17 protein-coding genes and 1 pseudogene are annotated in these 24326 nt (G+C 59.8%); 6 read left to right on the plus strand and 12 right to left on the minus strand.

Translation table 11 applies throughout. The features are described from left to right. Positions 1 to 188: 188 nt before the first annotated feature. From BGC09_RS18930 to rpsB, 8 genes and pseudogenes are all read right to left on the minus strand, one after another. Positions 189 to 1439 carry a M50 family metallopeptidase gene (locus BGC09_RS18930; RefSeq protein WP_069805783.1) on the minus strand — a complete coding sequence of 417 codons (1251 nt, stop codon included), beginning with the start codon at positions 1437 to 1439 and terminating at the stop codon, positions 189 to 191. A 34-nt stretch (positions 1440 to 1473) separates the two neighbouring features. After that, positions 1474 to 2709, minus strand: coding sequence for a 1-deoxy-D-xylulose-5-phosphate reductoisomerase (gene dxr, locus BGC09_RS18935; protein ID WP_069805797.1), 1236 nt, complete (start codon positions 2707 to 2709; stop codon positions 1474 to 1476). A gap of 273 nt (positions 2710 to 2982) precedes the next feature. Next, a complete protein-coding gene (locus tag BGC09_RS18940) occupies positions 2983 to 3813 on the minus strand; it encodes a phosphatidate cytidylyltransferase (protein ID WP_069805784.1) in 831 nt (276 codons plus the stop codon). An 83-nt stretch (positions 3814 to 3896) separates the two neighbouring features. Next, entirely contained in the window at positions 3897 to 4760 is an 864-nt protein-coding gene (gene uppS / locus BGC09_RS18945) for a polyprenyl diphosphate synthase (RefSeq protein WP_245688605.1), read from the minus strand. 2 nt (positions 4761 to 4762) lie between these two features. Then, entirely contained in the window at positions 4763 to 5320 is a 558-nt protein-coding gene (gene frr, locus BGC09_RS18950) for a ribosome recycling factor (protein WP_052888610.1), read from the minus strand. Between the two features lie 153 nt (positions 5321 to 5473). Then, positions 5474 to 6259, minus strand: a complete 786-nt coding sequence (gene pyrH, locus BGC09_RS18955; RefSeq protein ID WP_069805785.1) for a UMP kinase — start codon at positions 6257 to 6259, stop codon at positions 5474 to 5476. Positions 6260 to 6533: 274 nt separating this feature from the next. Then, positions 6534 to 7130 (minus strand): hypothetical protein, encoded by a 597-nt coding sequence (tsf, locus tag BGC09_RS18960; RefSeq protein ID WP_069805786.1) that lies wholly within the window; start codon positions 7128 to 7130, stop codon positions 6534 to 6536. A gap of 1088 nt (positions 7131 to 8218) precedes the next feature. Continuing rightward, a pseudogene (gene rpsB, locus BGC09_RS18965) lies at positions 8219 to 8881 on the minus strand (30S ribosomal protein S2); the annotation flags it as partial. A gap of 545 nt (positions 8882 to 9426) precedes the next feature. On the opposite strand from rpsB, the gene BGC09_RS18970 reads away from it, so the two are divergent. Further along, entirely contained in the window at positions 9427 to 10158 is a 732-nt protein-coding gene (locus BGC09_RS18970) for a response regulator (RefSeq protein WP_069805787.1), read from the plus strand. Between the two features lie 144 nt (positions 10159 to 10302). Here BGC09_RS18970 and dxs read toward each other — a convergent pair whose 3' ends face one another. Then, a complete protein-coding gene (gene dxs / locus BGC09_RS18975) occupies positions 10303 to 12246 on the minus strand; it encodes a 1-deoxy-D-xylulose-5-phosphate synthase (RefSeq protein ID WP_069805788.1) in 1944 nt (647 codons plus the stop codon). 789 nt (positions 12247 to 13035) lie between these two features. On the opposite strand from dxs, the gene BGC09_RS22995 reads away from it, so the two are divergent. Further along, positions 13036 to 13668 carry a hypothetical protein gene (locus BGC09_RS22995; protein ID WP_069805790.1) on the plus strand — a complete coding sequence of 211 codons (633 nt, stop codon included), beginning with the start codon at positions 13036 to 13038 and terminating at the stop codon, positions 13666 to 13668. Positions 13669 to 13912: 244 nt separating this feature from the next. Here the strand turns inward: BGC09_RS22995 and BGC09_RS18990 are convergent, their stop codons facing one another. Both BGC09_RS18990 and gatB read right to left on the minus strand, forming a co-directional pair. Then, positions 13913 to 15136: a Glu/Leu/Phe/Val family dehydrogenase gene (locus tag BGC09_RS18990; RefSeq protein ID WP_069805800.1), complete on the minus strand. Its 1224-nt coding sequence runs from the start codon at positions 15134 to 15136 to the stop codon at positions 13913 to 13915. 182 nt (positions 15137 to 15318) lie between these two features. After that, a complete protein-coding gene (gatB, locus tag BGC09_RS18995; protein ID WP_069805791.1) occupies positions 15319 to 16815 on the minus strand; it encodes an Asp-tRNA(Asn)/Glu-tRNA(Gln) amidotransferase subunit GatB in 1497 nt (498 codons plus the stop codon). Between the two features lie 409 nt (positions 16816 to 17224). Here gatB and BGC09_RS19000 point away from each other — a divergent pair, with 409 nt between their 5' ends. Together BGC09_RS19000 and BGC09_RS19005 are read left to right on the plus strand one after the other, a co-directional pair. Beyond that, the gene (locus tag BGC09_RS19000; RefSeq protein WP_052888601.1) at positions 17225 to 17809 is read left to right on the plus strand and encodes a GTP-binding protein; all 585 of its coding nucleotides are present in this window, start codon (positions 17225 to 17227) and stop codon (positions 17807 to 17809) included. Between the two features lie 367 nt (positions 17810 to 18176). Further along, on the plus strand, positions 18177 to 18878 hold the full coding sequence (locus BGC09_RS19005) for a LuxR C-terminal-related transcriptional regulator (protein WP_069805792.1): 702 nt from the start codon (positions 18177 to 18179) through the stop codon (positions 18876 to 18878). Positions 18879 to 18924: 46 nt separating this feature from the next. Here the strand turns inward: BGC09_RS19005 and BGC09_RS19010 are convergent, their stop codons facing one another. Beyond that, positions 18925 to 19440 (minus strand): hypothetical protein, encoded by a 516-nt coding sequence (locus BGC09_RS19010; protein WP_069805793.1) that lies wholly within the window; start codon positions 19438 to 19440, stop codon positions 18925 to 18927. 579 nt (positions 19441 to 20019) lie between these two features. Here BGC09_RS19010 and glgP point away from each other — a divergent pair. Then, a complete protein-coding gene (glgP, locus tag BGC09_RS19015; protein WP_084659116.1) occupies positions 20020 to 22563 on the plus strand; it encodes an alpha-glucan family phosphorylase in 2544 nt (847 codons plus the stop codon). A 95-nt stretch (positions 22564 to 22658) separates the two neighbouring features. Beyond that, a partial coding sequence (locus BGC09_RS19020) for an oxidoreductase (RefSeq protein ID WP_069805795.1) occupies positions 22659 to 24326 on the plus strand: 1668 nt, incomplete at its 3' end.

Raw genomic sequence — 24326 nt, forward strand, 5'->3', positions numbered from 1 at the left:
GCTGGCAAGGGCGCTGCTGAGCAGGAGTCTACGACTCAACGACCGTGGTCGCATCCCGCCTCTCCGCCAGCCACTGGGCCTGTTGCTATTGCCAGATCAACGCAGAGCTGCTAGACGGCAGGCGGGCAGCTCTGTGCCTGGCGAGACGAGGAGGCCAGCGGCCTCGCCAGGCGATGCAGCCCTGGCGCTCAGCGGGCGCTCCAATTCACGACGTCGCTGATGGTAACGACCACGATCAGCATCAAGAGAATGGCCATGCCCACCAGATTAATCAGGCCCTCGCGCTCAGGGCGCAAACGCTTGCCACCGCGCAGCAGCTCGATGAAGATCAAGAGTACCCGCCCGCCATCGAGAGCCGGGAACGGCAAGATATTGATAATAGCCAGGTTCAAGCTCAGAATTCCCGTCAGGGTCAAAATGGGCCACCAGCCAATGGTGGGCACTGTCTGAGCGACCTCGCCCGTCATCTGCACAATCCCCACCGGACCAGCAATCTCCGGTTTCACCGCCCCTGTCACCATCTGCACAATACTAGAGATAAACTGGCCAGTCACAGAAAAGGTCTGAGAGATGCCTTTGAGTGGAGCCTGCCAGAGGGGGTAGGTCACATAGCGGACCTCGTTGCCGCGCTCGATCCCCATCGGTCCCTGACCAGGTGGCGGGTTAACCCGCACATTAATGGTCAGCGCCACTGGCTGCGGATCACTGGCATGCCTGACTACAACGCGCACCGGCACCGTAGCCTGGCCATGCGCCTGGGCAATGGCCTGTTGGACAATATTCTGGACATCAGAGAACTGCTGGACTGGCTGGCCATTGACTGAGAGAAAGGTATCGCCTGGGCGCAAGCCCGCCGCTGCCGCCGGAGAACCCGGCGCCACTTTGGCAATCACCGGCGGGATCACCGGCTCTCCGACACTGTAAGCAATTGAGAAGAGCACGATCGCCAGCAAGAAATTCATCGCCACCCCGGCCACCAGCACGATGAGGCGCTTGCCAGCAGACTTCGAGGCGAAGCTCTGCGGATCGTAGCGTCCGTACTCATCGTACATCTCCCCGTTCTCGCCGGGCATCCGCACAAAGCCGCCGATAGGAAGCAGGTTGAGCGAGTAGATCGTCGAGGAAGGAGGAGCCACCGCCGTCGCGCTACCCTCGCGCTCGTCGACCGCGGTACCAGAACCGGGAACGCTTGGAGCCCAGGTCTCGTCGGCAGGATGGGCAGCAGCCGGCTGGTAGAGTTGAGTGCCCCCATTAAACCAGATCACCTCCCACCCCCCTCCGGGGCGGCGACGAATGCCCACAATCCGCGGAGGCAGGCCGAGGCCAAACTCCTCAACGCGAATCCCTGCCCACTTGGCAGTCAAAAAGTGGCCCAACTCATGGACAAAGACGAGCAGACCAAAGACCGGTATTGCAGCTAACAAGTACCAATAATTCATTCCCACTTCCCTCAGACAGCTTTGCAAGCAAAGACTAACCTGTGGCCTGGCGCACACCCCCCAGCGAGGTGGCCAGCTCCCGAGCCTCCTGCCGCGCCCAATCGCGCGTCTGGAGGATGACCGGGATATCCGGCTGCTCCTGAGCGACCGTTACGTGGCGCTCCAGCACCGCCTCAATCAGGCGAGCGATATCGGTTAGACCAATCTGTCCCGCCAGAAAGAGTGCGACCGCCTCCTCATCGGCTCCCACTAGAGCGCAAGGGTAGGTACCACCGCGCACGGCGGCCTCACGGGCCAGACGGTAGCAAGGGAAGCGTGCCACATCGAGGGTCTCAAAATGCAGCTGCGCCACCTGCACCCAGTCCAGGGATCGGATCAGGCCGCGAGCCTCCGCCTTCAGGCGCAGGGGATAACTCAGCGCATCGAGGATCGGCAGATGCATACTGGGCAGACTTGCCTGCATCTTGATCGAGCCATCAACAAACTCAACCATCGAATGGATAATGCTTTCAGGATGGATTACCACCTCGATGCGCTCATACGGGGCCGCGAAAAGCCAGTGAGCTTCAATGACCTCCAGCCCTTTATTCATCAAGGTAGCCGAATCCACAGTAACCTTCGGCCCCATGCGCCAGGTTGGGTGAGCCAGCGCCTGAGCCACCGTCACCGACGGCAACTCTGAGAGGGGAGTGCGACGAAACGGTCCGCCCGAAGCCGTCAAGATCAAGCGACGCACCTCGGCCCCCTCCTCACCTCGCAGGCACTGCCATAGCGCACTGTGCTCACTATCGATCGGCAGAATAGCCACCCCGGCCCGCCGTGCTGCCTCCATCACCAGATGACCGGCCATCACCAGTGTCTCCTTATTAGCCAGAGCGATGGTCTTGCCAGTTTGGATGGCCGCCATCACTGGCTCCAAGGCCACCAGGCCGGAAGTAGCCACAACCACCAGATCCACCTGTGGCAGCGTAGCCGCTTCCAGCAAACCCGCGAGACCGAAGGCCAGCCGGGGCACAGGTCTCCGCTCACGCCGACGGGCCTCGATCAGCGAGCGCTGGGCTTCCTCCCGCAGCGCCGGGGTTTCTGCGAAGCAGGCCACGAGAGTCGGAGCAAACTCTTCAACCTGCTGGGCCAGCAGGGATAGATTGCTATGGGCGGCCAGGGCCACGACCTCGAAGTACTCAGGGAAGCAACGCACCACGTCCAGCGTCTGCCGCCCGATTGAGCCGGTGCTTCCCAGTAAGGCGATACGCCGGGGGAAAGGCGGCATCGCAGTCATCTGGCCCGCAGCCCGCCGGCCAGCTTCTTTCTCCTCATTCGGTTCCATTGTCTTCTTGCTCTTCCCTTGCTGGCTCTACCCAGGGAATATTGTAACACGGCAGAGCGAATGCAGCAGGAGACGTTTCTGCTCTTTTCTTAAACTAAGGTCAGGATGTCCTGCCTGAAAGAAAAACTTTGCACGATAGCCCCAGGCAGCTCTAGCTACTTTGCCGCACCCAGCTGCGTGCCACCGCCTGGAAGCGAGCCGGCCAGCTCCGGCTGATCAGTGAGGGACCGCCAAAGCCAGCTGAGCGAAAAAATAGAGAACGACGGCGGCAAAGAGCAAGCTGTCGATGCGATCGAGCAAGCCGCCGTGGCCGGGCATGAGTTGACCGCTATCCTTCACCTGAGCCTGGCGCTTCATGAGCGACTCCGCCAGATCGCCCAGGGTAGCAGCCAGCGAGAGAGCCAGGCCGAGGATTAGAGCCAGGTACCAGGGGACCTGGAGCAGCGAGCCGGCCAGCAGCAGGCAGAGGATCAGCGTGCAGAGCAGGCCGCCGAAGACACCCTCCCAGGTCTTACCAGGGCTGATCTGAGGCGCCAGCTTATGGCGTCCCAGAAAATGGCCAGTGAAGAAGGCCGCCGAATCGAACGTCCAGACAGCGGCAAAGAGCAAGAGCAGCCACCAGAGACCCCGAGGAGGAGGCCAGCCGAACTGAGAGCCGCGCAACAACAGCAAGAGGCTGAGCGGCCAGCCAAGATAGAGAGCGAAGACGACCGTCAGCGCCCAATCGACAAGTGAACCATCGAGACGCTCCCGCCAAAAGAGGAGCGGGAAAGCTACTAGCAAGGCGGCGCCCAGGCTGATCTCCAGCAAGAGCAAGCGCCACTGGGGGAACATGGCCGAGAGCAGCAAGAGCGCCCCCAGCCCAAAGCTCACCCAGAGCAAGGGGCGGCTACCCGAGTGCGCCATCATCTGATGCAACTCGTAGCTGCCCCAGGCCAATACAAAGAGCGCCGCCCCAAAAGCCACCCAACCACCCAGCCAGACGACGAGCAAGACAATAGGAATGGCGACAACAGCGGTCAGTACTCGCAGAACCAACGTATTCATCCACGGCCCACCGCTGTCAACAGCTTTCTTCCCTGATTGTACCTGTTTCTCAGTTGCGCGCTCCACGCGATGCTTCCACCTGCTTAGCGGCCACTGGGAGAAGCGGTCAGCCGCCCAAAACGTCGCTGGCGCTGGCGATAGCTCTCCAGGGCCGCGCGTAGATCTTCGCGCCCGAAATCGGGCCAGAGTGTTGATGTGGAATAATACTCGCTATAGGCTGACTGCCAGATCAAAAAATTACTGACGCGCATCTCGCCAGCAGTGCGGACGACGAGATCAGGATCGGGTAGATCGTGAGTATAAAGATAGGAGCTAATCACCTCCTCGGTGATCGCATCGGGCGACAAGCCGTCGGCGATAATACGCCGGACGGCGTCGACCAGCTCAGCGCGACCGCCGTAGTTAAAGCACACACTGAGGTGGATACGATTATTATAGCGCGTCAGCTCCACCGACTCCTGGACGGCGCGCTGAATCGCAGGGGGGAGATCTTGCAAGCGACCAAGATGGCGCAGTCGCACCCCGTCACGATGCAACTTCTCCAGGTCAGAGCGGATGGTTTCCCAGAAAAGGCGCATGAGGCCCTCGACCTCTTCCCTGGGGCGGCCCCAGTTCTCGGTCGAGAAAGCGTAGACGCTCAAATACTCGATATGCTCATCGACGGCGGCCTCCACCACGCGGCGGAGCGCAGCCACGCCGGCCTTATGGCCGGCCAGGCGAGGCAAATGGCGCTGAGCGGCCCAGCGTCCATTGCCATCCATGATGATGGCCAGGTGACGCAGCGGACAGCTCTGCCCCTGCTTCTGTGCCTGCTCCTGCCCCTGAGTCTGCGGGCCAGAGGCCCGCAGCCCTGGCTCCTGCTCCCGAGAGCGCACCTCTAGCGCTGGTTGCGACTGCTCACTCTTTTTCCCTACGGAAGAGGGAAAAAGATCACGTATCCTGGTCAACGTCAGACCTCCAAAATCTCGTGTTCCTTGAGCTTGCCGATCTTATCCATCTCCTCGATGTAGCGGTCGGTCAGCTTCTGCAGGCGGTCCTGACCGCGTTTCAGCTCATCTTCGGAGATCTCCTTCTTCTTCTCGCGGTCACGCAACTTGTCCTGGACATCGCGGCGGATATTGCGTACTGCGACCTTGTGCTCATCCAACTTCTTATGAAGGAGTTTCACCATCTCACGGCGCCGCTCCTCATTGAGAGGGGGGATTGCCAGGCGGATCACCTGGCCATCGCTACTGGGATTGATCCCCAGATCGGACTTCTGAATCGCCCGCTCAATATCAGGGAGCAGCCTGCGGTCCCAGGGCTGGATCACCAACAAGCGTGGTTCTGGCGCAGAGATTGAAGCGAGCTGGTTAATTGGCGTGGGGACGCCGTAGTAATCGACCTGAATCCGTTCCACGAGGGCAGAACTGGCGCGGCCAGTGCGGATGCTCCCCAAGTCATGGCGGAGCGCCTCCACAGCTTTCTGCATCCGGCGCTCGGCATCTCCGAAAATATCATCTACCATAGCAATGCTCCCATCGTAAGGTACCTTGGATACGCACGCAGAGCCAGCGACAAACCAGGGTAGAGCCACTGGCGAGCAAGCCAGACAGCAGCCAGAAAGTCAGGGGCCTGGGCATATGGCAGGCAGATAGACAGGCAGACAGCCTGTCTGCGTTCAGGCGCGCTCACCAATAGCGCTCTCCTCAAGGTCATGAACGAGTGTCCCACGCTTCTCGCCACGCATAATCGCCTCCAGCGCACCAGGCTGATCGAGGTTGAAGACCACGATCGGCAAGCGATTATCCTTGCACAGAGAGATCGCGGTGCTGTCCATCACCTTGAGGCCCATATTGAGGGCGCGCATATAGCTTAATTCCTCGAACTTACGAGCGTTCGCATTGCGCATGGGATCATCATCGTAGACGCCATCGACCTTCGTAGCCTTCAGCAGCACCTGGGCATTCAGCTCAATGGCACGCAGGGCCGCCGCCGTGTCGGTCGTAAAGAACGGATTGCCACTTCCCGCCGCCAGAATGACCACGCGCCCCTTTTCGAGGTGGCGCACAGCGCGGCGGCGGATAAACGGCTCCGCCACCGGAGGCATCTCTATCGCAGTTTGCACGCGCGTGACCAGGCCGAGCTTCTCCATAGCATCCTGCATGGCCAGAGAATTCATCACTGTGGCCAGCATACCGACATAGTCGGCGGTCGCGCGATCCATGCCTGCGGCAGCGGCATCTGCCCCACGCCAAATATTGCCGCCACCGATGACCATTGCAACCTCGACCCCCAGATCGTGGACGCGCTTGACCTCAGCCGCGATTCGGCGGACCGCCACCGGATCGATGCCAATGCGCGGCTCACCGGCTTCCGAGGTATGGCGGGGGCCCAGCGCCTCACCGCCTAGCTTGAGCAGGATGCGCTGATATCGCAAGGACGCAGCCATCTGAGATTCAGCCATCTTCTCTTCTACTCCCATGCGCTTTTCGTGGGGGAACAGCCCCGGCCCTGTACTGCCCGAGGCTGGCGCGTGGCGCTCTCAGCCAGCGACCAGAGCAGGCAGACAGGGGAAGAAGAGAGGCCGGCCCCCGATAGGCAAGGCCGGAGTGGGAGCGGATGCTACACCGGCCCCCCAGGACAGGCGGTCGCCCGGAGCGCATCTCGCTCGCCTCCAATTCCACACATAGCATAGCACGCCACAAGACAAGCCAGGAAGTGCCGCTTCCTTCCCTACCCTATTCGCCCAAGGCAAAGCGACAGAAGCGGCGAATCACGATGTTCTCCCCGGTTTCCGCAATGGCCTTGCGTACCAGGTCGCCCACCACCTGGCTCTCATCCCGAATCCAGGGCTGCATCATCAGCACCTGCTCGCCGAAGAGCTTCTTGAGCTTGCCCTGAATGACCTCCTCACGCTTGTGTTCCGGTACACGAGCCATCGAGGGGTCCTCAAGCAGTTGCTGACGAGCCTGGTCGATCACCTCGGCAGGCACATCCTCGTAATTCACATACTTTGGATTGGTGCCAGCAATCTGCAGAGCCAGCTCATTGGCCAATTGGCGAAAGCTCTCGCTGCGTGCAACGAAGTCCGTACTGCAGTTCAGCTCCAGCAGAACCCCCACACTGTTGTTGTGGTGGACATAGGAGAAGACGCCGCCCTGCTTGGTCTCGCGACCGGCGGCAATCATCTTCTCCGCCTTGCGGCTGGCCTTCGCATTGAGGATCTTGATGGCCTCCTCCCACGACTGCGCCTCCTCCAGCGCGCTCTTGCAATCGGCAAAGGTCGCCCCAGTCTCCTCACGCAACCTCTTCACATCGGCAGCAGCATAATTCATAAGGGTGCTTCTCCTTCAGCGTACTCTGATAGCATACTCAGGTTTCAGTCTGACTGACAATGACTCTCGGTCACTCGTAGACGGTTTCGAGTGCTTGACAGCTGCGGTACAGTAGGATTCTGGGCTTTGTACGGCCCGTGTACGGCCCGTTAGCCACCCTGGCCCCAAGAATCCCCGTTTGAGTTTCCCCCACCAGTCCACGCCGCCAGGCCAGACGGCATAGAGAGGACCTGGCACCCACCACGGCCAGCGCCAGGAGGCGAGAAACCTTGCTGTCTTTCCGGTCTGGCACACGTGTGGTCACCAGGTCCATATCCCACCCAAGTCTCATGGCAGCTCAGCGCGCAAGCCGGCCATCGACATCTGGCGCACGCAGGCTGTCCGTGCCGGTCCCGATAGACCTGGAGCACGCGGGATAATAGAGAGAAGAGAAGAACAGGTTCGTTACTAATGAATCCAGCCCGCCCGCCGGGCCACCTGCCTTGCCCCCATCTTCCTTGCTGGCCGTTAGGAACCGCCTGCCGCCCCCTACAGACAACCTGCCCGGGGCAGTGTCACGTTTCACTTAGCCAGCCAGCCAGCCAGCTACTACCACCACCGGCGAACCAGCCGGGGAGGCTGTTCTGCCTGGTCAAGCGTTGCAGCTCTTGAGGCCATCGAGGCCCTCACACGCTCCTCCCTCCTCACAGTGCCTGGACCGAGAGAGGAGGCAAGCGAAGGGCATGCAGGCACAAGCACAGATAGCCGCGCCTCGCCAGCCGAAGATCAGCTGGTGGGCGAGAGCAGGGTAAGCAGCACAGCAATGCAACCAGATCACGAACAAACGAACGAACGACAAGCGGCAGGATGGGACAAACTCGTAGGGGAGCAAGATGGCACTAGGATTCTCTGGCCACCAGCTCAGGCTCAGAGGCATTCGATGAACTCTCGACCTCACCCGCAGGGGCCGCGGCTTCACGCTCGCGCTGAGACGAGCCAGCACCAGAGGCCGAGGTCTCCACCGCCTCCGTCTGGACAGCTCCTTCTTCACCTGAAGCTGCCACGCCCTCGACAGGGGCCTCGCTATCCTTCTGCTGTGCCTCCAGCTCGCGGCGTCCTTCAATCACCGCATCAGCAATCTTGGAGCAGAGGAGGCGGACAGCGCGAATGGCATCATCGTTAGCCGGAATCGGATAGTCAATCTCGTCGGGATCACAGTTCGTATCAGCCAGGGCCACAATGGGGATCTCCAGACGACGGGCCTCCAGGACAGCAGTATGCTCCTTGCGAGTGTCGATGATGAAGACCGCTCCGGGCAGGCGACGCATGTCCTTGATGCCTCCCAGGATACGCTCCAAGCGCTCCAAATCATCCTGCAGACGCTGGGCCTCTTTTTTGGGCAGACGCTCGAATTCGCCCCGCTCGCGCCGTGCCTCCAGCTCGCGGAGATAGCGGATGCGCCCTTGAATGGTCTGGAAATTGGTGAGCATCCCACCCAGCCAGCGCTGGTTGACATAGAACATTCCACAGCGCCTGGCTTCCTCCGCCACCGCCTCCTGAGCCTGCTTCTTCGTCCCGACGAACAACAGAGTCTCACCGCTGGCAGCCAGTTCCTTCACAAACTTGTAGGCCTCGTTGAGGCGCGCCACCGTTTGCTGAAGGTCGATGATATGGATGCCATTGCGCTCCATGAAGATGAAGGGCTTCATTTTGGGGTTCCAGCGCCGCGTCTGGTGCCCAAAATGAACGCCAGCTTCCAGAAGCTGTTTCATCGAGATAATGTTGGCCAAAAAACAGATCCTCCCTTTTACCTCCGCTCTCCTCCTATCGGCGAAAGGGTTCCCCTTGCTCGCTCCTTGCGCTGCACAGCTTCCTGGTTGCCTGGTCTGCTGGTTCGCTCGTTCGCTCGCGCCCCTCCCCTCGCCACACCGGTGCCAGGGCTGTTCAGGGTTCGAGGTACGAGGGTATCGGGGCACCAGGGAAACGCCGATCAGAGAGCGTGTGTACTTGATGAATAAGACAACGCTACACGTGCCTTAACCCGCAGGAACCCTCGCTCCTGCTAACTTGCAAGTATAGCATAGGTTGCAGATGGACGCAAGCAAGATTTCCCGGACTGTCTCCTCTCTACCTCTCCCCTCTCTTCCCCAGACCTTCCCGCCCAACCACGCTTTTAGCCTCTGCTTCTTGGAGGCTACAGTACAGTGTAATGTGTACACATATTCGCTTATGTGTGCTTTCCTATCTGGCACACGTGCATATTTGCTTCTATACTGAGAGGACTTAAGACTGTACAGGAGGCAGAAAGGGTTACACGATGATTAGAGTCCTACTGGCAGATGATCATACTTTGATTCGACGTGTCGTGCGTGAGATTCTGGAGCGAGCCGGTGATATCGAAGTGGTGGCCGAGGCCTGCACTGGCCGCGAGGCCGAGGCCCAGGCCAGTGAAACCCACCCGGATGTTGCATTGATGGACCTGGACATGCCAGAATGTGATGGTTTCGAGGCAACAGAGCGGGTGCTTGTCTGCTCGCCGGAGACACGTGTGGTTATCCTGACAGCTTCGCAGCAGGAACAGCTGGCCCTGCTCGCCATCCAACGTGGAGCCATTGGCTACCTGACCAAGGACATCGAGCCAGAGACGCTGGTGGCAGCCATCCACTCCGCCGCGCGCAATGAGATCTCAATCCCTGGCCCCCTGGCCACGCGCGTGCTGGCACACTTGCGCACATTGACTCTCAGCGGCAAGATCCGCGAAGTTCCTCCAGCTGATTTCTCCCAGGGCGCGGCCAGTCGCGCTTTCTATTATAAGGTCCAGCAGCGGCTCCACGGTTCAGCGCTGAACCTGCCCAATCTCTCGCGCCCCCTGACGGAGCGCGAAATCGAGGTTCTGGACCTGATCCGTAAAGGCCGCAAGAACCGAGAAATTGCTCAGGAACTCAATATAGCGGAATCAACAGTACATAAGCACATTCAGAATATTTTTGAGAAGCTCCATGCTCGTAGCCGCACCGAGGCCATTTATCTACTCAGTTCGCGTAACTGAGGGTGGTTGCTGCCTCTCATGTCCAGCAAGCAGATTCCTGCTTGCTACCATGCTGCCGCTCTCGCGTTCCTCGCTGTGGCTGAGGGCAGAGAAGATTCGTCTGCCCTCAGCCCGGAGGTGGGGCCCGTCCCCGTCACCGTTCACTCAGGCCGAGGCCGGGCTGCTGTGCGCCGTGGCGCCGAGCAGCTCGCGAACGACTTCCTTAATGTGAGCGCTGGAGAGGCCATACAACTCTTTGAGGATGGAGGGCGCTCCGTGCTCAACCAGACGATCGGGGAAGCCGATGAGTTTGACGTGGACATCGTGGCAGCTCTCGCGGGCCAGGAGTTCAAGCACAGCGCTGCCGAAGCCTCCCGCCACCATATGGTCTTCAATGGTGACCAGGTGCCGCGTCGCACGCGCCAGGGCCAGAATGAGGTCCTCGTCTAGCGGCTTGGCCCAGCGCGCGTTGACAACTGCCACGCTCAGCCCCTCTTCTCGCAGCTCTGTGGCCGCCTGCTCGGCAAGCTCGACGGTGGTACCATAGGCGAGCAAGGTGCACTGGCAGCGCTGGGCCTCTGCCAGAGTCGCTGGCGTGAGCAGCTCGGCTTTACCGATCTCCAGGAGGCGTAGCTCTTTGTCCAGCGCTACCCCACGCGCCTTACCACGTGGATAACGCAGGCAGACCGGTCCCTCCATAGACAGGGCGGTATAGAGCATGTGGCGCAGCTCGTTTTCATCGCGAGGAGCCATGACCTTCATATTGGGAATCATCCGCATAAAGGCGATATCAAAGAGGCCGTGCTGCGTGGGGCCGTCCTCTCCGACAATCCCGGCGCGGTCCATGGCAAAGACAACATGCAGGTTCTGCATGCAGATATCGTGGATGACCTGGTCAAAGGCCCGCTGCATGAAGGTGGAATAAATGGCAACTACCGGACGCAATCCGCCAACGGCCAGCCCTCCGGCAAAGGTTACAGCATGTTGCTCGGCAATGCCAACGTCGAAGTAGCGCTCGGGGAAACGCTGGTGCAACTTCTTCAAGCCTGTACCTTCGGCCATCGCCGCCGTAATGCCAACAATGGCCTGGTCGCGCTCGGCCAGCTCGACCAGCGTGTTCGCAAAGACCTCGGTATAGGTCGGGGGATCATTAGGATTCTTTTTAATGACGCCGGTGCGGTAGTCGAAGGCGCCAGGCCCATGCCACTTGGTGGCATCTTCTTCGGCAAAGGACCAACCTTTGCCCTTCTTGGTCACAACCTGAACAACGATCGGCCCTTCAATACGCTTGATATTTTCCAGGACATCGATGAGGAGAATGAGATCATGACCATCGAATGGTCCAAAGAATTTGAAGCCCAGCTCTTCGAAGATGGCTCCGCTCTTGCTGTGCAAGACAAACTGCTTAAAGCTGGTTTCAGCGCGCGCGGCAGCCTCCAGGGCAACATCCCCCACCACGGGCAGGCGCTCGATCGAACCTTTGGTCATCTCCCGTAAGCGCTGGTAGCCCGGCGAGGTCTGCACCCGTCGCGCTTTAGCCAGGACGGCGGCTATGGCGCCCACATTATCCGAGATAGATTTCTCGTTGTCGTTGAGAACGATAATAAGATTCTTCTTCAAGCTACCAGCGTTGTTGAGCGCTTCCAGCGCCATACCCCCAGTCAGGGCGCCGTCACCGATAACGGCCACGACCTTGAAGTCCTGGCCCTGCAGGTCACGCGCCACTGCCAGGCCCAGAGCGGCAGAGATGGAGGTGCTGGCATGGCTGGCACCGAAGACATCATAGGGACTTTCTTCGCGGCGGAGATAGCCCGACAGGCCTCCAAATTGGCGAATTGTGCGGAAGCGCTCGCGACGTCCAGTTAACAATTTATGCACATAAGCCTGATGGCCGATATCCCAGACAAGAAGATCATGGGGGGTGTTGAAGACGGTATGCAAGGCGAGTGTCAGCTCGACAACGCCCAGGTTGGGGGCAAGATGTCCCCCTCTCGTCGAGACAGTCTCGATGATTTCCTGACGAATCTCTTCGGCCAGCGTCTGCATCTCCGCCACGCTGAGCGAGCGGAGCTGAGCCGGGCTATCAATGCGATCCAGTATCCTTGCCAAGGCAGTCCTCCCACAGGAAAGCTTACCTCGTATTATAGGGCGCTACCGACAGGGAAAGAAAGGTCGCGATGCGACAGACGAATGCACCTGAAGCCTTGACAGGACAGCTGCTCATGCAAAAGGAGAAGGAGGCAGAGAGGACGGGAAGCTTCCCGGCGGTTGCTTGTGTGCTAGAGTCGCTCACGGTAGCGATCGGCCAGGATGGAGCCGGAAGACTCTTGACAGGGTTCCACTTTCTTCTTATCATGGCCTTTCGGAAAACATTTGGGACATCCGGGTGGGTTGGAGCGTTCCCGAGAGATCAACGCTCCCCCGCAAGGGGAGGTCCGTTTACGCGCTGAAATGATGGCAGGCGTGACCCGATGGACCGCTTGACGTTGCCTTTTCCTGCCGGTATACTGATCGCATTGGGGTGGAGGCGGCTCTCCTGCTTCCCTTCAGCTCTTTGTCTCCCATCAACCCTGTCCGTGCGTGGGAATGTCCCCCTTCAGCTCGTGAGGAAGCCAGTCGAGCTGAGTCAAACCAGCTAAGCAGTCATGAGGCCGGCAAACATCAGGGCTGAAGTAGCCCCGCAGCACAACACGCTAACAGGACCGAGGGAGGAAGGGGGGAGACGGTCAGCACGCCCAGTCCGGGGAGAGAGGCACCGGCAGTAGTGCCCAGGCGGCTTGCCGTCTGAAAGAACGGACATTACGGCGCTTTTGTCGTCATCTTCTGATACTGTTTTGAGGGAAAGGAGGCGGCGCTTCTCCCCAGATTCCTGGCGGGGGTTGCTGCGCCGCAGGTCCAATGACGAGGAAAGAGAGCGAAAAGGACACCGAACGTCCGCACTACTATTCTCAGTTCTGGCTCGATGTCGCCGCCGGACGCCGGGTGATCGGCAGCTCCAAGACCACCGAGGAGAGCGAGACGGGTGAGCGGGGCGAACGCGACTCCCAGGAGTCAGGGGCTGCACGAAAGCCGGCTCGCGGCAGTCACATACCCAGTAGCGAAAGCCGCGAGCAGGAGGAGCTTCGCGCTTCTCAGGCGGAAACGCTAACAGCTCAGACCCATCAGTCCGAGGTCACGGCGCCCGCGGCTCCGCCTGCAGCGGCGTCCCCGGAGGAGACCTTCGTCCCCGAAGAGGAGATCTCAGCCGTCGAGGAGGACGAGGAGAGCGCGGAAGCCGATCATGAGGATGAGGAGCTGCTAGAGGAAGAAGAGTCTCTGGACATTTCTCCAGAGGAGGAGGAGGAATACGCGGAAGAGGAGGAGCTAGAGCCGGACTTCGAGGAAGAGGAGGAGTTTTTCGACGAGGAAGAGGAGGAGGAGGAGGATGAAGACCTCTGGCCCGGCGGCAAAGGTAAGAAGAAGCAGCCCAAACCTGGCCGTCAGTCCAAGCCCGCCAAGCGTCCAAAACGTGAGACACGCCGCGGCTACTAGACCGACTGCCAGGATACGCAGTACTGCATGCTGACTGGACTGGAATAGCAAGGAAGAGAAGAGGCTTTCTAAGAGCTTCCTCTCCATCTGGGTGAGCTCGCTCTTGCCACGCCAGTCCGATCCCAGCCAGGAAGAGCCAGGAGACAGTTTTTCTGCTCCTGGCCTTTTTTGTTGATGCCTCCTCTGCTTGCTTCGAGCCTCTCGGGCTTTCACTGATCCGTTCTGCGGCTATCTTCACTTCAGATCAAGGGTAAATGCCGCGAATCTGAGTGGCCTCAGCCACTCGTGAAATGGCCAGCATGTTGGCCGCCAGCCGCAGATCGCAATGATATTGTTCAGCTTTCTCGACTACCGCTGCAAAGGCCCGATTCATAATAATCTCTAACTTCTGAGTGATTTCTTCAACGCCCCAGAAAAAGCTCTGGAGGTCTTGCACCCACTCGAAGTAGCTGACCGTGACGCCGCCGGCATTGGCAAGAATATCCGGGATGACAATGATACCCTTGCGCCCGAGAATCCTGTCCGCCTGGGGAGTCGTCGGGCCGTTGGCTGCCTCAGCTATGATGCGCGCCTGGATACGACCGGCATTGGCCTCGGTGATGACGCCCTCGGTCGCCGCCGGGATCAGGATATCACAAGGAATTTCCAAAACCTGCTGAGGGCTGATCTGCTGGGCTGCGGGGAAACCAACGACACTGCCCCGCTCCTGCTTGTGTCGAAGCACCGCAGCAGGGTCCAGCCCGGCCTCGTTGTAGATGCCACCCCGGGTATCGCTGACCGCTACGATCTTGCAGCCCTCACGGTGGAAGAGACGAGCCGCAATAGAGCCAGCATTGCCGAATCCCTGAATGCTGACGCGCGCTCCGCGCAGGGGCATGCCAACCCGACGCGCCGCCTGGCGGGTGACAAAGAGCACCCCCATCGCCGTAGCATCGTTGCGCCCCTCGCTTCCTCCAATGGAGAGCGGCTTGCCCGTGACAACAGCAGGAATAGAGAAGCCCTCGTGCATCGAGTAGGTATCCATAATCCAGGCCATGACCTGGGGATTGGTATTGACATCGGGCGCCGGAATATCGCTGTGAGGGCCAATGATAATCGAGATCTCGGTCGCATAGCGGCGCGTCAGCCGCTCCAGCTCGCCCGGACTCATGGTCTTCGGGTCACAGATAACCCCCCCTTTGGCCCCCCCATAGGGGATGCCAACTACTGCACACTTCCAGGTCATCCACATGGCCAGCGCCTTGACCTCGTCCAGAGTCACATCAGGACTGTAACGAATGCCACCTTTGGCAGGCCCGCGATTCACGTTGTGCTGTACGCGATAGCCGGTAAAGGTCTTGATCCGGCCATCATCCAGGCGTACAGGAAAGTTGACTGTCAGCTCGCGCTTGGGCTTGCGCAGAATCTCTCGCATGTCCTCCGAGAGATTGAGCCGATCGGCGGCCTCTTCAAATTGCTGCACAGCCATTTCATAGGGGTTAATACGGGTCTCGCGAGAGGACTTCACGTCGTTGTGCAGGTCCACGTTCTTGCTCCTTTTTCCGTATTTTGCAGCTGATGGCAGCTGATGCAGCCAAGATCTCAGGTTTACCCCACCGGCCTCTTTTGGTCTTGCAGTCCGGTCTGACTGCCAGGGCCGGTCAAGCTCGCTCAGGCAGTGGGGGGTGTCTCATCAAGCTTGGCCCGCAAGAGTTGCTGGACAAGATCGGCCTTGGCCTGACCGCGAGTGCGCTTCATAATCTGGCCGACCAGATACTGAGCGGCGTTGGTCTTACCCGAGCGGTAATCGGCCACGATCTTGGGGTTCGCCTCAATGACCTCAACGATGATGCGCTCCAGCGCCTGCGGGTCGGTAATTGGCGGCTGGATGCCCTTGCGCACCACGATGGTCTCTGGCAGCTCACCGCTGACAAAGGCCTCCTCGAGGACCTCCTTCGCCTGCTTGCCAGTAATGCGCTGGCGATCGAGCAGATCCAGGAGATTCACCAGTGCCGCCGGCTTCAGCGGGCAAGACGCAGGGGCGATATCATGCGCATGGAGCAGGCGGACAACCTCGCTCAGGAGCCAGTTGCTGGCCGTGCGCGCACGGGCCTGGCGGTCCTGGACATGAGAGGAAAGGGCCATTACCTGATCGAAGTAGTCGCCGAGGGCTTTCTCTTCTGTGAGAATATCGGCATCCTGAGCCGAGAGGCTATAGTCGCGCTGGTAGCGCAGCCGGCGAGCATCGGGCAGCTCAGGCAGGCGCGCGCGCAATTCCTCGACCCATTCACGGCTGATTACCAGCGGCGGCAGGTCTGGCTCAGGGAAGTAACGATAGTCATGAGCATATTCTTTGCTGCGCTGCGGCACTGTCACCCCCCGGCTCTCGTCCCAGCCGCGCGTTTCCTGCTGAATAGCTCCACCGGCCCGCAGCACCTCGATCTGGCGACGAGCCTCATATTCAAGGGCCTGCTGCAGGGCCTTGAAGCTATTCATATTCTTGATCTCGGTCTTCACCCCTAGCGCCTGCTGGCCGCGGGGACGGACCGAGATATTGGCATCGCAGCGTAGGCTCCCCTCTTCCATGCGCCCCGAAGAGACTCCCAGGTAAACCAGAATCTCGCGCAGCTTCTGCATATAGAGCCGCGCTTCCTCGGGGCTGCGCATATCCGGCTCACTGACGATTTCAATGAGTGGGGTACCGGCACGGTTAACATCGACGAGGCTGTAGCCATCCCGATGCAGGAGCTTGGCAGTATCTTCCTCCAGATGAACGCGCGTGATACCGATGCGCCGCACCTGCCCATCGTGCTCAATCAGAAGATAGCCATTGCGACTGAGCGGAAGATCGTACTGGGAAATCTGGTACCCCTTCATCAGATCAGGGTAGGGATAGTTCTTGCGGTCGAATTTGGAATACTCGGGAATACTGCAGTTGAGGGCCAGCGCCGTCATGATGGTGTAGGCCACCGCCTGGCGATTGATGACCGGCAACACGCCCGGCATCCCCATACAGATGGGGCAGACATGCGTGTTGGGAGCGGCGTTGGCGTAGTCGGTGCTGCAGGAGCAGAACATCTTGCTCCGCGTGGTGAGTTGAGCATGAACTTCGAGGCCGATGACAACCTCGTATTCGGTGGTCACCTCGGTATGAGCAGGTACAGCCATCTTTCCCAACCTTCCTGAAAGCTTCTTCAGCGTCACTGTCACCCGTTAGTCTAGCCCTTTCCCCTGGATTCGTCAACTGGGTAGCCGTGCCAGGCCCAGCCACGACTCAACGCTGCCCGGGCAGGCCGCCAGGCCGTTGCTTCGGGACAAACAGGCAGGAAAGAGGCACCGGAGTCCTTGCCAGATACGGATGACTCTGGTATACTGAAGGCACCAACATCGTGGGACGTCTTGCGCCGAAACGCAAGCTTCCCTTGATAAATCCAGGAAATGCCTTTTGTACTGCTTCGCACGAGAGAACTGTTGCTGAGATTCAAAGGCACGGTGCCCTCCTCTTGTAGAGAAGAGGAGACGATGCGCTACCACGACACGAGGCACACCAGCGAGCGGATGAGGAGAATGACCACCTATGTCCCTGATTAATATGGCCAAACGCGAGATCATTTGTAAGCTCGTCTACTATGGCATTGGTCTGTCTGGCAAGACAACCAACCTGCACTATATCTATCAAGCAGTCGATCCCCGTGATGTAGGTGAGATGGTCTCGATCGATACCGAGACAGAGCGTACCCTCTACTTCGATCTGCTGCCGTTGGAGCTGGGCAAGGTCAATGGCTTCTCAATCCGTTTCCAGCTCTATACCGTGCCCGGTCAGGTGCTCTACCAGCAGACACGGATCTCGGTGCTGAAAGGGGCCGACTGCGTGATCTTCGTGGCCGATTCTCAGGCCAGTAAATTGCAGGAAAATATCGAAAGCTGGAACGAGCTTCAGGAACAGCTCCGCCGCATGAATAAGAATATCACTGAGTTCCCGCTGGTGATGCAGTGGAATAAGCGCGACTTGCAGGATATTCTGCCAGTGTCGGTGCTGGAACAGTACCTGAACCCGTACCGCGTCCCTAGCTTCGAGGCCGTCGCTGTCACCGGCTACGGCGTGATCGAATGCCTGCGCGTCGCCATCAACGCGACCCTTCGCCGCCTCGAACGTATCTAGCCCAGCCTGCCACCGGCGCGTCTCTACACTACGCGCGCGCGCTCGCTCCGCCCTCCTCTGTGGCAAGGAGTCGCCACTTCTCTTCTGACTGGCAGGATGGCCCGACCTTTTTTTCAGCAACTCTTTCTCCCTGTGCTTCTTCCACCGCCTATGTAGAGCAACTTTGTTCCTGTCTTAGTCGTTGTTCATCGACGGTTCTCTGTGTATAATACGGCAAAACCTGGTTTGGTTGCTTTCTCCTTCTCTACGAAGGGGAATTTGGCCTTCCCCTCCCTCTGTGGATGAAAGGCCATCACCGCGAGGCGCCCTGGACAACAAATGTTGGGCCGCCCGTTCGATCGATCGACTGTCTCGCTGCGAGGTTCTTATGGAGTCTATCCGTGTCATCATCGTTGATGAGCAGCCGCTGTTCCGCGAAGGAATTCGCTATACGCTTGAGCACCTGGGCCAGTGCACTGTGGTGGGCGAGTCGACTCAGCCCGCCGAAATTCTGGCACTGGCACGCGATCCAGGAGCCGAGGTGATCCTCCTGGATGCCGGCCTCAAGAGCGCTGACGCCCTTGAGCTCGCTCGCCAACTCCGCCAGCTGGCCCCCCAGCTGGCCATCATGATCCTTACTCCTTCCGAGGATGAGGAGCGCCTCTTTCAATCGATCAAGGTGGGCGCCGCGGCCTACTATACCCGCAATATCTCACCCGAGGAGCTGATCGAGGCCGTGCAACGAGTGAATCGCGGTGAGTATCTGATTAACGACGAGGTGCTGGCTCGACCTCAGATCGCCAGCCGTGTTTTGCAGTCGTTGCGCGAGCTGCCAGTGGCTCCTCACAATGGTACCGATGAGAGCGACGGCCAAGAGAGCTATTCCCCACTCTCTAGCCGCGAAATCGAGATTCTGGACTACATCGCCCGTGGGAATAGTAATAAGGAGATCGCTAAGTCTTTGAAGATTAGCGATCAAACAGTGAAAAACCATATTACATCGATTCTTAAGAAGCTGGCGGTGAACGATCGCACCGCCGCCGTGGTGCATGCTCTACGCCACGGCTGGATCAAGATCCAGGATACGTAAGGCCAGGAGAGAGGAGAAAAGGCTACCGACAGCTGTGGCCAGCCAGTCAGGTCCACAGGCTCAGAAGTACCTTGCCGCTCTTGGCGTCAAGAAACAGGTAAAAGTCATAACTTGAGCGCGGGAATGGTGTGGGATCAACAGAGGCATCAGCGGGCTGCAGCGGTACCTGCTCATAGATGATCATCCAGGCTGGGACATTTTCGATCTGGGTCCGGTTGCTCGTGCGAGGAATGTAGGTTAGGAGGACATAGCGGGCAAGGACTTTCTTGGCTTTGCTGGCTGTTTCGGGCTCCCACTGGCTCGCCAGCAGGAGGGCCTCCTCCTGACTCAGGCTGGGTGGCTGGGAGGGTGTACCCAGAATGACGCCCGCAGTGTAGAGGGCGGGCAGCTGGACAGCCGATGCTTGACTTGTCTGAGCCAGGTGGGGAACGAGTAGCTTCAGCCCCCCTTGAGGGTGCCTGAGCAGGAGAATAAAGCAACCCAGACCGATCAGCAGCAGCAGCGCCCCAACGAGGCCGCTGATCTTCCAGGTGCCCGATTGGATGCGCTGTTGTCGCCTCATGCCGACACCTTTTCTCCTTCCTCTCAAGAGGTGTGCCTGGACTGCCCTGCTCTGCCTGGAGAGCACTGGTGGGCTGGTCGGCTACGATCCGCTCGCTGACAAGCAGGTTAGCTGAGGCACTGGTGGGTCTGGCGCTCGCCAGTGCCGTCGCCGCCAGGCTCAAGCTTTCAGTTCACCTCGCATTGCCAAGTATAGTCGAAGACGCCTGGCAAAAACAAGCCTCTGACAGCGGAAGGGGGCGCACCCCTCAAGCAATATGCCATAATGAGAATGGGAAGAAGAGGAGGAAGCAGCCAGGTTGAGCCTGTCTCTGGCTGACAGGCCCTGCCTGCGTCTCTGGACCCGCGCGTACAGGAGCTGACGAGCAGAGCGGGAACCCAAGGAGCAAGCTGGGGGGACCTGCGCTTGCCGGCTGTGGTACCCTGAAACAAGTCTCGCCTGGTGGCGAGCGATCAGTCTCGGTGGCCTTTGATCACTCGCCGGGCCACGGGCCACAGGTAACAAGACGATGACACAGCCCAAAGGCCAGTCCAGTAAGCGAAGAAAGGGAGCTTGATTTCCGTGAAAGTATTCGGACGCATGACCGTTTTCCCCATCATGCCCGCCCGGATTAGCCGCCTCTATGAGCTTGCTTACAATCTGTGGTGGAGCTGGCACCCCGAAGCCAGCGCGCTCTATAGCTCGCTCGACCCCGAGCTATGGGAGGCGGTTGGTCACAATCCTGTCCACTTTCTGAGCGAGGTGCGACCACAGTATTTAGAGAAGGCCGCCCATAATCCTCAGTATCTGCAGGTCTATGATCGTGTGCTGGAGGAATTCGATCGCTATATGCATCCGGCCCCGGGCAGCACCTGGTTCGCCCGCACCTATCCTGAGCTGGAGCAGTGCGTGATCGCGTACTTCTCGGCTGAGTTTGGCCTCCATGAGGCGCTGCCTATCTATTCCGGTGGCCTTGGCATCCTGGCCGGGGACCACTGTAAGGAGGCGAGCGACCTGGGTCTGCCGCTGGTAGGCGTGGGCTTCCTCTATCCCCAGGGCTATTTCCGGCAGAGCATCACGCGCGAGGGCATCCAGGAGGCTTTCTACGATAAGTTGATCTTCTCCCAGGTGCCAGCAGCTCCAGCCTGTGGCCCCGATGGCAATGAGGTGTTGATCAGTGTCGATCTGCCGGGGCGACGCATCCATGCAAAGGTCTGGCGCGTCCAGGTGGGTCGTATTCCGCTCTATCTGTTGGATACCGATGTCGAACCAAATGCTCCCGCCGACCGTGAGCTGGCGGCCCGCCTCTATGGGGGCGACCGCGAGATGCGCATTTCTCAGGAGATTGTCCTGGGCATTGGGGGAGTGCGCGCTCTGCGAGCTTTGGGCATTGCTCCGGCTGTCTGGCATATCAACGAGGGTCACGCCGCTTTCCTCAATCTGGAGCGCTGCCGCGAGCTGGTCGCCTGCGGGCTGACTTTCCGCGAGGCGCGCGAGGTCGTGGCTGCCAGCTCACTCTTCACTACCCACACGCCGGTACCAGCGGGCAATGATACATTTAGCTACGACCTGATCGACAAGTATTTCAATACCTACTGGGGTCAGCTTGGCCTTTCGCGCGAGCAGTTTCTGGAGGTGGCCCGCGAAGATCATGGCTGGGGGCCGACCTACGGGATGACGGTGCTGGCACTGCGGCTGACTGGACAGCATAATGGAGTGAGCAAGCTCCACGGCGCGGTCTCGCGCCGGATGTGGCAGTTTCTCTGGCCAGGCGTCGATCCCGATGAGGTGCCCATCGATTCGATCACCAACGGCATCCATACCCTTTCCTGGGTGGCTCCCGAGATGAATGCCCTTTTCCAGCGCTACCTGGGACCGGATTGGGCGGAGCACGTCGATGAGCCAGATCTGTGGAATCGCGTGCTGGAGATCCCCGATGAGGAGCTCTGGCAGGTCCATCTGCAACGTAAGCGCCTGCTGGTCGACTACGTGCGCCGCCGCTTAAAACAGCAGCATCTGCGCCTGGGCGAGGGCCCGCTGCAGATGGCTGAGTTCGAGCGTATGCTTGATCCCGAGGCCCTCCTGATTGGCTTTGCCCGCCGCTTTGCTACCTATAAGCGGGCTACGCTGCTCTTCCGCAATCTGGAACGCTTGAAGCGCATTATGAATAATCCTGAGCGCCCGGTGCAAATCATCTTTGCGGGCAAGGCCCACCCAGCCGATGAACCCGGCAAGGCGCTGATCGAGCAGGTCTATCGCATCTCTCGTAGCGACGACTTCCGCGGCAAGGTCATCTTTCTGGAAAACTACGATATTGATATGGCACGCTATCTGGTAGCAGGAACCGATCTCTGGCTGAATAATCCGATTCGCCCTCACGAGGCCAGCGGTACCAGCGGCCAGAAGGCAGCTTTGAACGGGCAACCCAACTGCAGCGTCCTCGATGGCTGGTGGGCCGAAGCCTATAACGGGCGCAACGGCTGGGCCATCGGCGAGGAGCGCGAGTATCACAATCCCGAGATTCAGGATGAGGCCGATAGCCTGTCGCTCTACGCTCTCTTGGAAGGGGAGATCATCCCTACCTACTACGAGCGCGATCTGGCCAACAGCGGCCTGCCTCATCGCTGGATCAGCTATATGAAAGAAGCTATTCGGTCCTGCGCCCCCCACTTCAGTACGCGACGGATGGTCAAGGAATACACGACGCGCTTTTATGTCCCCCAGATTCAGCAGGGCCAGCGAGTCGAGCAGAACGCCTATGAGCTGGCCCGCTCCCTGGCCCAGTGGAAAGAGCGCATTCAACAGCGCTGGGAGAGCCTGACCCTGTACGTCGAGGGTCGACGCGAGGGTCAGCTCAGCCTGGGCGAGAGTATCGAGGTGCGAGCCTGGGTACGCGCGCAAGAGATTACGCCAGATGATCTGCTGGTCGAGCTGGTCTACGGTGAGAGCGGTGACGGTGAGCAGGTCTCTCATCAACGGGCTATTCCCATGCAGTATCGCCATCAGGAACAAGATGGCTCGTATCGCTATGAAGCTCGCTTCCAGCCGGAGGAGAGCGGTAGTCTGGTCTATGGGGTGCGCGTGTTGCCCAACCATCCGCTGCTGGCGGACAAGCACGATATGGGTCTGGTGCGTTGGGCCTGAGTTGTCAATCTGCCTGGTCTCTTTGCTTTGGCCAATGAAAACGGGCGGCGCTGGCAGTGCCGCTAGAGGAGAATCCGCCCTACGCCATGAGAAGCATGTACGCTCAACTGTTTCAATCCCTTAGCATTGGGCCGCGCGAGGCGCGCAATCGCCTGATTTTTGGGAGCCACACGACCAATCTCGCCCGCCAGCATTTGCTGAGTGAGCAGCACGGCAATTACTACGCCAGCCGGGCCGAAGGAGGAGTTGGCAGCATCGTGCTGGAGGAGCACATCGTGCATCCCTCCGATCGGCCCTACGAGGCTGCCTTGCTTGGTTACTTACCCGAAACGCCAGCGGCCCTGGCCAGGGTGAGCGCTCGTGTGCGCGCTGCTGGAGCGTTGACGCTGGTTCAGCTGAACCATAACGGTCAGCAGGGGGTAAGTGATCATCATCAGCGCGAGCTGTGGGCCCCCTCCGCCGTGCCCGATGTGGCCACGCGCGAGGTGCCCAAGGCGATGGAGCTGGAGGATATTCGCGCTGTGATCTCCGGCTTCGCCCTGGTTGCCCAGCACGCTGTGCGCGGTGAGGCCGATGGAATAGAGCTACAGGTCTCTGACCGCTCGCTGCTGCGTCAGTTCCTGTCGCCACTGACCAATCAGCGCAGTGACGCTTATGGAGGCTCACTAGAGAATCGCCTGCGCTTCTTGCAGGAGACCATCGAGGCCGTGGCCGCCGTCCTGCAGGGGCGCTTTGTTCTGGGGGTGCGTCTCTGCGTTGATGAGCTGGCACCGTGGGCCGGGCTTACCCCGGAGCAGGGGGTCGAGATTGCGCGCCGCTTAGCCGAGACCGGTCGGGTGCACTATCTGACGGTGACGATGGGGAGCATCTTGAGCACCCACCTGTTCCCTTTCCACGCTTCAATGCATGTCGCCCCAGGTTATACAGTCGCGCTGGCGGCAGCCGTGAAGGAGGCGGTCGCTATTCCTGTTTTTGCCGCTGGTCGCATTATGGACGCGGAGCAGGCGGAGGCAATTATAGCAGCAGGCCAGGCCGATGGAGTTGAGATGATTCGGCCCCTGATCGCCGATCCCGCCTTGCCGCGTCTGGCTCAAGAGGGCAAGGCGGAGCGCGTGCGGCCTTGTCTGGCCTGTAACCAGGGCTGCCAGGTACGTGGCCTGCTCAACGCGGCTCTCAGCTGTAATGTTAACCCTGATGTCCTGCAGCCCTGGCCCGCCTCTCTTTCTCCAGACAGCGAGCCAGCTGCTGCAAGCCACCAGAGCCAGAGCCAGCTTTCTCCAGGCAAGACGCCCTCGCTGAGCGAAGCCTTTGTGGTTGTGGGGGCGGGCCCAGCAGGATTGGAAGCGGCGCGCACCGCTGCTCTGCGCGGGCGACGGGTTGTCATCTTTGAGCGGGCGCCGGAGCCAGGGGGGGCGGTCGCCCTGGCAGCACGAGCTCCGGGACGTGCCTCACTGCGCCGCATCATCGATTATCTGGTGGGCGAATGCGAGCGTCTAGGGGTCGAGCTGCGTACTGGCATCACTGTGAGCGCCAGCTGGCTCCTGGAGCAGCGTCCTGGCGCAGTGCTTGTGGCCACAGGAGCGAAAGCAGGTCAGGGGTTGCTGCCGATTCCTGGCCATGATCTTCCCCATGTGCTGGATGTGCGCCGTATCCTGCAGGGTGAACGAGTGCCTGGCACGGGCCAGCACGCCGTGGTGATCGATGAGACGGCCTCACATGCTGTGCTCTCAACCGTGGAGCTGCTGGCCAATGAGGGGTGGCAG

This window comes from Thermogemmatispora onikobensis, assembly GCF_001748285.1.
Lineage (GTDB): Bacteria > Chloroflexota > Ktedonobacteria > Ktedonobacterales > Ktedonobacteraceae > Thermogemmatispora > Thermogemmatispora onikobensis.